Consider the following 7,074-nt stretch of genomic DNA (forward strand, 5'->3'; position numbering starts at 1 on the left):
CGTTCGGCTAGTTTGAACGGCGCGGCAAGCGCAATTCAGCGCTATCAATTACGATTGTCACCGGGCCATCATTAATCAGCGCCACATGCATCATTGCGCCAAAGACGCCGGTGGCGACGGGGATGGCACGGGCACGGAGCGCATCGGCGAAGGCGTCAACTAGCGGCTTGGCGATCTCAGGGCGCGCGGCGGCAGTAAAGCTAGGGCGGCGGCCTTTGCGGGTGTCAGCATAGAGCGTAAATTGCGAGACCACCAACGCAGCGCCGCCAACGTCGATCAATGAGAGGTTGAATTTGCCTTCGTGGTCGCCGAAAATGCGGAGGTGGGCGATCTTCTCGGCCAGCAGATCAACATCGGCAAGAGTGTCGGTTTGGGTAACACCAAGCAAAATCAACAAGCCGTGGCCAATGGCGCCAACGACCGACCCGTTGACGGTGACGGACGCTTCGCTGACACGCTGAATCACTGCTCGCATTACGCCTCCTCGACTGGAATGGCAAAGATCAAGCGACCGGTTTGGGTCTGGTGAATGCGAGTCACGACTACTTCAATGGTTTGCCCGATGAGATGGCGGGCGTTCTCGACGATCACTGGCGTGCCGTCATCGAGATACCCCACGCCTTGTTGGCGGGTATTCCCTTCGTTGCGGATCAAAATGTTCAACCGCTGATCCTGCATCACCGGCGGGCGCAGGGCATCGCTGAGCTGATTGATGCTGAGCACGGTAATGCCCTGTAACCCAGCGACCCGATTGAGATTGTAATCATTGGTAATGATCGGGCAATGATGCTGGCGAGCTAGTTCGATCAGTTTATCATCAACCCGCAACACATCCGGTAGATCGTGATTGAGAATCTCGATCGGTAACGGTGACGACTGTTGCATCTGATTGAGTAGTTCGAGGCCGCGCCGGCCCTTTTGGCGGCGCAAATCATCGTTTGAATCGGCCAGCATTTGCAATTCAGCCAGCACAAAGGAAGGGATAAGCAGTGTTCCTTCCATAAAACCGGTGCGGACAACAGCCGCGATCCGGCCATCGATAATGGCGCTCGTATCGATCAAATAGCGGCGACCGCTTGCAGGCGCGGGGGATGACTCGCCGGTTGGCGGAGAAGGTTGTGCAAGTTGCGCGCGTTGTTGGCGCCACAGGTTAATCAATTCGATCAGATCGCGTTTACGCAGATACAAGATCGATGCGCTAAAGTAGACCAAAATAGCCGTCGCAATAATTGGGAGCAGATTGCCGTAGGGCGCCGGCAGCATCGCTAGCGGCACCGTGAGCAGCACGCCGGCAACGAGACCGATGAGGATCCCAATTGCCGCTAACATCACATCGCTGAGCGGGATGATCCGTGCCTGCCGAAAGAGCGAGTGTAACGGATCGACAATCAAGCGTGGTGCAAGGATGAGACCGAGGCCGCCGCCAGCGAGCATGAGTAACGCTGTGGCAAGGACTTGATCAGGCGTCGGATTTGGCCCTGATAGGGAACGACCTAGCCATAAGCCGAGATAAGCCATCCAGCCAAAGCCGATGAGGCGCACGATAAAATCGAGACCTAGTCTCATGTCTCACCCTTATTCGATGTCAGACGGTGATGATCGCACATTGCGGGTGAGGAGTTCAACTGCTTCCGCCAGCGAACGCACCGGCGTAACGGTCAAGTTGGGTGGCGTTTCGGGGGTCGTATGGGCCGGGATCACCGCTTGGCGAAATCCCAACTTTGCCGCTTCGCTCAAGCGCCGGTCGAGCTGGCTTACGCTGCGCAATTCGCCCGACAGGCCAATTTCGCCGAGGCAGACCACATCAGGCGCGATGCGCTGATTGCGGTAGGATGAAGCAATAGCTAGTGCGACGGCCAGATCAACGGCCGGCTCGCCGATGCGCAACCCGCCTACGATATTAACGTACAAGTCTTGATTAAACAGGGGCAATCCAACCCGTTTCGACAGCACCGCGGTCAGCATCAACAACCGGTTGAGGTCAAACCCGTTGGTGGTGCGGCGCGGTTGGGCGTTACCGGTATGCGAAGTGAGGGCCTGCACTTCAACCAGCAGTGGGCGGGTGCCTTCGAGAGTCACGGCGACGGTCGAACCGGGGCTGTGGGTGTTGCGTTCGGCAAGGAAGACCTGTGACGGATTCCGCACTTCACGCAACCCGTCGCCAGCCATTTCAAACACGCCGACTTCGTTAGTGCTGCCGAAGCGGTTTTTCACCCCGCGCAGCAGGCGAAACTGGTGAAAGCGGTCACCCTCGAGGTAAAGCACCACATCGACAATATGTTCGAGCACACGGGGGCCAGCGATAGCGCCTTCTTTGGTGACGTGACCGACCAGCACGATCGGGATAGCCGTTTCTTTGGCCAATTGCATTAGCCGGAGCGCACCCTCGCGCACTTGAGAGACGCTGCCGGCGGCGCTGGTTAATTCGGGCAGATAGACCGTCTGGATCGAATCGACGATGACCAAACGCGGGTGCAGGTGGCGAATGTGCTCGATAATCAGGTCAAGCGATGTTTCAGCGAGCACAAACAGATCATCAGCGGTGAGGCCAAGCCGTTCGGCGCGCAAACGGATCTGTTGGGCCGACTCTTCGGCGCTGACGTAGAGGGCTGGGCCAACGCTAGCGGCAAAATGAGCTGCCACTTGGCCGAGCAACGTTGATTTGCCGACGCCGGGATCGCCGCCGATCAGTACCACGGAACCGGGGACGAGGCCGCCGCCAAGCACGCGGGAAAATTCCTCGGCATAGACCGGCAGCCGCTGGAAATCGGCCAGCGGCACATCGCGCAAGCGGACTGGCTGGTTTGGGCTGAGCGCGGCAGGCCGGCTGGCGCTGGAGGTGCGGGCAGGAGCAATGAGTTGCTCGACTAAACTATCCCATGCACCACACTCAGGACATTTCCCCATCCAGCGGCTCTGTTGGGCGCCACATTGTTGGCAGACGAAAAGAGTGCGTGTTTTTGCCATAGCTGCATTATACCACTGCCACCGTAGCCGATGAATTGTGGAGTCTTTGAAAGAATAATTGTTAACTAAAATTGATAGTAGGTATATGGTAATATAAACACTATCTGATAATCTATAAACGAGTAGGTAAACAGTACTAATGGCGTCTAGGAAGTGCTGGCAGTTGCAAAGCCGAATTGCAGCCTTCTATACTCGCCGTACATTTTCTTGATTCATTGCGAAGGTTTTAGTCATGGTAGCCGGTATTGCTTTACTTGTAGAAGGTAATCCATATCGTCGTAGTGTGTTGATGAGAGCATTGAATGCCTATCATTGGGCAGTTATCGCTGTCGGTGATATGAGCGCCGCCTATAACTGTCGCGAACAGGCGGTCTTTGATGTGTTGATATTAAGCTTTGACTTTTTATTCTTGTTCAATACTGGTACAGTGGTTGATATTTTGATGCAGAATGTAAACTCTTTAGTGGTTTTATACGGTGCAAATTTTAATGTTTTAACTGTTCATTCGGGCGCTGCTGAAAATAACACGCGGTTACGGGCATTATTAAGCGTCCAGCATGCGCTTCATCAGGCGAGGAGGCGTTATCGACGAGTGCCATTCGTAATCAACCGCCGGCGCATACGGAAGCCAACAACGCTTGTATCACCGGTTTCACCATCAATACTGGTTGATACAAATCACCGTCAAGTCATTATCGAAGGACGGTTGATCAAATTGAGTGTAGGTGAAATGAAGTTATTGCAGCATCTTATTCAATCGCCGCAACAGATGGCTTCATTCAAAGAGTTAGCAGGCGCGCTCTACGAACAAGATTTCTCTCAGGCAGAGGCGCGTGAATTACTCAAAATGCGGATTCACCGGCTACGCCAGAAGATTGAACGAGAACTAGACTTACCGAGGATTATTTGTAGTATCCGTGGATATGGCTTTATGCTCTGTTCCGCAGTGACGCTCATCCAAGAAACGAATGCCCAGATGATCCCCGCTGTGGCTTTACCAATAGGCGGCGAGCAACTATTGGGGCTGGCCATTGGGCAGGCGGTAGCCGGCACATGCTGCCAACAACCAGAATGCGATGGCTATGTCGGGCCAAAAGTAGAAGGCGTCGACCAATCCATGTATCAGCGCACCGGCTATCGTAGCAGCAGCGCCGATCGCCACGGCAGACGTTGGTTGCGCCGATGGCGTGCGCACGATGCGCCATGTTACCCAGCCCAAGCCGAGCAGCAACAATGGCCCGCCGCGTAGCCACAGATCGAGGATCACGTTGTGGGGATGGGCCGTGTAGATTTCATTGGTGTCGCGGAGTGCCGGATCGATATACCGCTGATAGACAATCAGAAACTGATCGAGGCCGATACCGAGCGGGTGATCGACGAGCATCGCTAGCGCTGCGCGCCACGTCGCTACTCTGATGGCACTGCTCCCGGTGAGTAAGCTCAGCCGCTCGATGCCGAGCACAGTGATTGCGATGGCGATCAACGTCACAGCCACGCCGCCACCGATGAGTAGTAGTCGGCGATAGCGGGGAGTGACGGTGAAGAAGAGCAAAACGCCAGCGGCGGCTAGCGCGCCGAGGTATGCTCCGCGCGAAAATGAGACTCCTAAGGCTGCTAATGCCAACCCTGCACACACCGCAAACGCAAGAGCGATGCTACGGCGTTGTGCTTGCCACGCGGCCCAAGCCAGCGCTGCTGCCAACGGCCAGACCCGCCCCATCGCTAGCCCTAGATTGTTAGGATGGCCGTAGACGCCGGTTACTCGCACGACGCCTTCCGTTACGACTAAATCTTCACCATGCCCGCTCTTAACGCCAAACAGCGGCACGAGGTTGAAGCCGCCAGCTTGAGCTAACGCCACGATGGCCGAGACAGCGCCAGCAACCAACCAACCGATCAGCGTTGGCATCAGCGTGGGGCGACCTTGCCGCTCGTGCCACCACAGGAGAGCAGCGAACAGCAGCGGCTCGACGATCATCCAGCGTAGCTCACGCAAGGCCGGGCCACGCGCTTCGGCGATCAATACGCCCCAGATGCCGCCAAGCAAAACCAATGCAGGGGGGGCGAGGGCGATCACTGTCGAGGCGTGCAAGCGCAACGATTGCGGTAGCCATCGCCAGTCACGGATCAGAGTTGCACAGGCGGCAATCAGCAACACTACCTCGTGCAATGGTAGGTAAATGCCGCTCTCGCGAATGCCGAAGCGAGCATCGAACAAGCCTTTGGGTAAAAAATAGAGCGGCACAGTAATCGCAACCAAACGGACAGCGAGATCAGGCCGGGCGATGGCAAGGCCGATAAAGGGCAACAGCCCGAACAGTGTCAGCGGCAGTTGGGCCGAGGCGCGATAGGCGATAGCAAGTGTGATGCCTTGGAGAGTGAAGATGACCCACTCGCGAGAACGAGCATCCCATTGGTACCAACGTTGCAGCAGATAATCGAGCAACGACAGCGCGGTACGCATCGTCAAGGCGCCGACTGCTGCTAGTAAAATCACAAGCGCTAATGGCCCATAATCACCGAGCGTCCGCCATGGCAAACGACGCGCCACCACAAATTCAGATGGTGGCACACCGCCGTGTAGGTCGAGGGTATGCACGGCATCAGGCAGACCGCGCAGCGCGTTGTCGTTCAGCGTCACAGGTGCGCCATCGAGCAACGCAGTCGCCGGTGTGCCGCCGCGCAACACGATCTCGGTACCGGCAAACCGCACTTGCCAACCATCGGCCGTGCTCATTACGGCAGGGTGATCCCAGCGATGCACGCCGACGTGGGCAATTGGCGGAGATGTGACATAATCGCGTAGAATGTCATACGAAGGCAACGGCTGCCAATCGCGACCGACCAGCGCAAAGTACGGGGTGGGATCATCAGGATGTGGCTCGGCATAGCCACCGTAGCGCAGCATCCACACATTCATCACGCCCATCCATGGCCACTCGTGGCGGGCGCGCTCGATCTGCGCTGCCAAATACGTCCCCTTGGTCACTTCATCGACTGGCGGCCCCCAAACGAATCGGCGTTCAGGCGGGATGGTATCCGGTGCAGCATTGTAGCCAAACTCAGTCACCCAGACCGGCGTCGCCAGATCGCCGTGGCGCTCCATCACCTCGCGCAGCAGCACCACCCGACTCACATCGTTGCGAGTATCGATTGGCCGATCCCAACGCCAATTATCGCGCCCGCGCAAAAAGACGTAGCGATGCTCGGTGGGCGGCTGGCCGAGGCCGTAGTTCTGGGCCGACATAATATCGAAATAGGCAGCACCGCCGAGGGAGTACATCGCATCGAGAAACTCCAGCTCGGTCATCGGCGCACGCGGATCAAGACCATCGGTCGGCGCCAAGCCGGGGAAGAGCACCACCGCATCGGGATTAGCCCGCTTCACCGCTTCATAGCCCACGCGCAGCAAGGCGAGAAAATCGGCCGGCTTCGGGTCTTGCCATCCCCATTCATTCTTTAGGTTCGGTTCGTTCCAAATCTGGAAAAAGCGCACCTGACCGCGATAGCGTTCAGCTAATACGGCGAGAAAACGGCCATAATCGGCCAAATCATCGGGCGGCGCCATCGAATTGCCATCAATCGCCAAGCCGGCCTGAAATTCCGGTGTCGTACAGCCACGTTCGCACGCCCACAGCGGTGGTCGGTCAACCCGCATAATCAATTCAATTCCATGCGCTACTGCCGCAGCGACGATGCGGTCATATTTTGCCCAACTCGAAATCTCGCCAATCGTTGCGACATTTCGCCGGTCGCGAAAATCACCCCGGCCGTGGATCTCGATGTCATCCCATGGCACTTGCATGCGAGCGTAACGCGCGCCGAGATCGCGGGCAAGCGCGAAGGTACGGTCAACCGCGTCTGGGTCAGGCTCGAGATGGAGATTGAACACATTGACGCCAAGCGCCGGACCATCACTGTAAGGGAAGGGCTGATTAATCGGCGAGCGCTCGGCTATGCCACGGAAAGCGGCGTTGTCGAGCCAGACCGCAACGCCAAGCGTGGCGATTAGCAGCGCATTGAGGAAGGCGAGCGATAGCAAGCGGATCAGCGTATTGCGCATAACGCTGAGAGTATAGACCGGTGGCGTGGTGGTGTCAAGGGAGG

The 7,074-nt window shown here is 57.0% G+C and carries 4 protein-coding genes and 1 pseudogene; 1 reads left to right on the forward strand and 4 read right to left on the reverse strand.

From position 1 onward, the window contains the following. Positions 1-7 precede the first annotated feature (7 nt). Genes dtd through radA form a run of 3 tightly spaced genes read right to left on the reverse strand, consistent with a single transcriptional unit; the run spans position 8 to position 2,967 of the window. On the reverse strand, positions 8-475 hold the full coding sequence (dtd, locus tag Q1A59_RS04080) for a D-aminoacyl-tRNA deacylase (protein WP_299643982.1): 468 nt from the start codon (positions 473-475) through the stop codon (positions 8-10). Continuing rightward, entirely contained in the window at positions 475-1,566 is a 1,092-nt protein-coding gene (locus tag Q1A59_RS04085; protein ID WP_299643985.1) for a PIN/TRAM domain-containing protein, read from the reverse strand. Before Q1A59_RS04085 ends, dtd begins: the two co-directional genes overlap by 1 nt. Before the next feature lie 9 nt (positions 1,567-1,575). After that, positions 1,576-2,967 (reverse strand): DNA repair protein RadA, encoded by a 1,392-nt coding sequence (gene radA / locus Q1A59_RS04090; RefSeq protein WP_298407283.1) that lies wholly within the window; start codon positions 2,965-2,967, stop codon positions 1,576-1,578. Positions 2,968-3,409: 442 nt separating this feature from the next. Between radA and Q1A59_RS04095 the strand changes: the two are divergent. Further along, a pseudogene (locus Q1A59_RS04095) lies at positions 3,410-3,892 on the forward strand (winged helix-turn-helix domain-containing protein); the annotation flags it as partial. A gap of 90 nt (positions 3,893-3,982) precedes the next feature. Here the strand turns inward: Q1A59_RS04095 and Q1A59_RS04100 are convergent. Further along, positions 3,983-7,074, reverse strand: a 3,092-nt coding sequence (locus tag Q1A59_RS04100) for an O-antigen ligase family protein (RefSeq protein ID WP_298407286.1), incomplete at its 5' end; no start/stop codon positions are given.

It is taken from the genome of uncultured Chloroflexus sp., from assembly GCF_937951745.1.
Lineage (GTDB): Bacteria > Chloroflexota > Chloroflexia > Chloroflexales > Chloroflexaceae > Chloroflexus.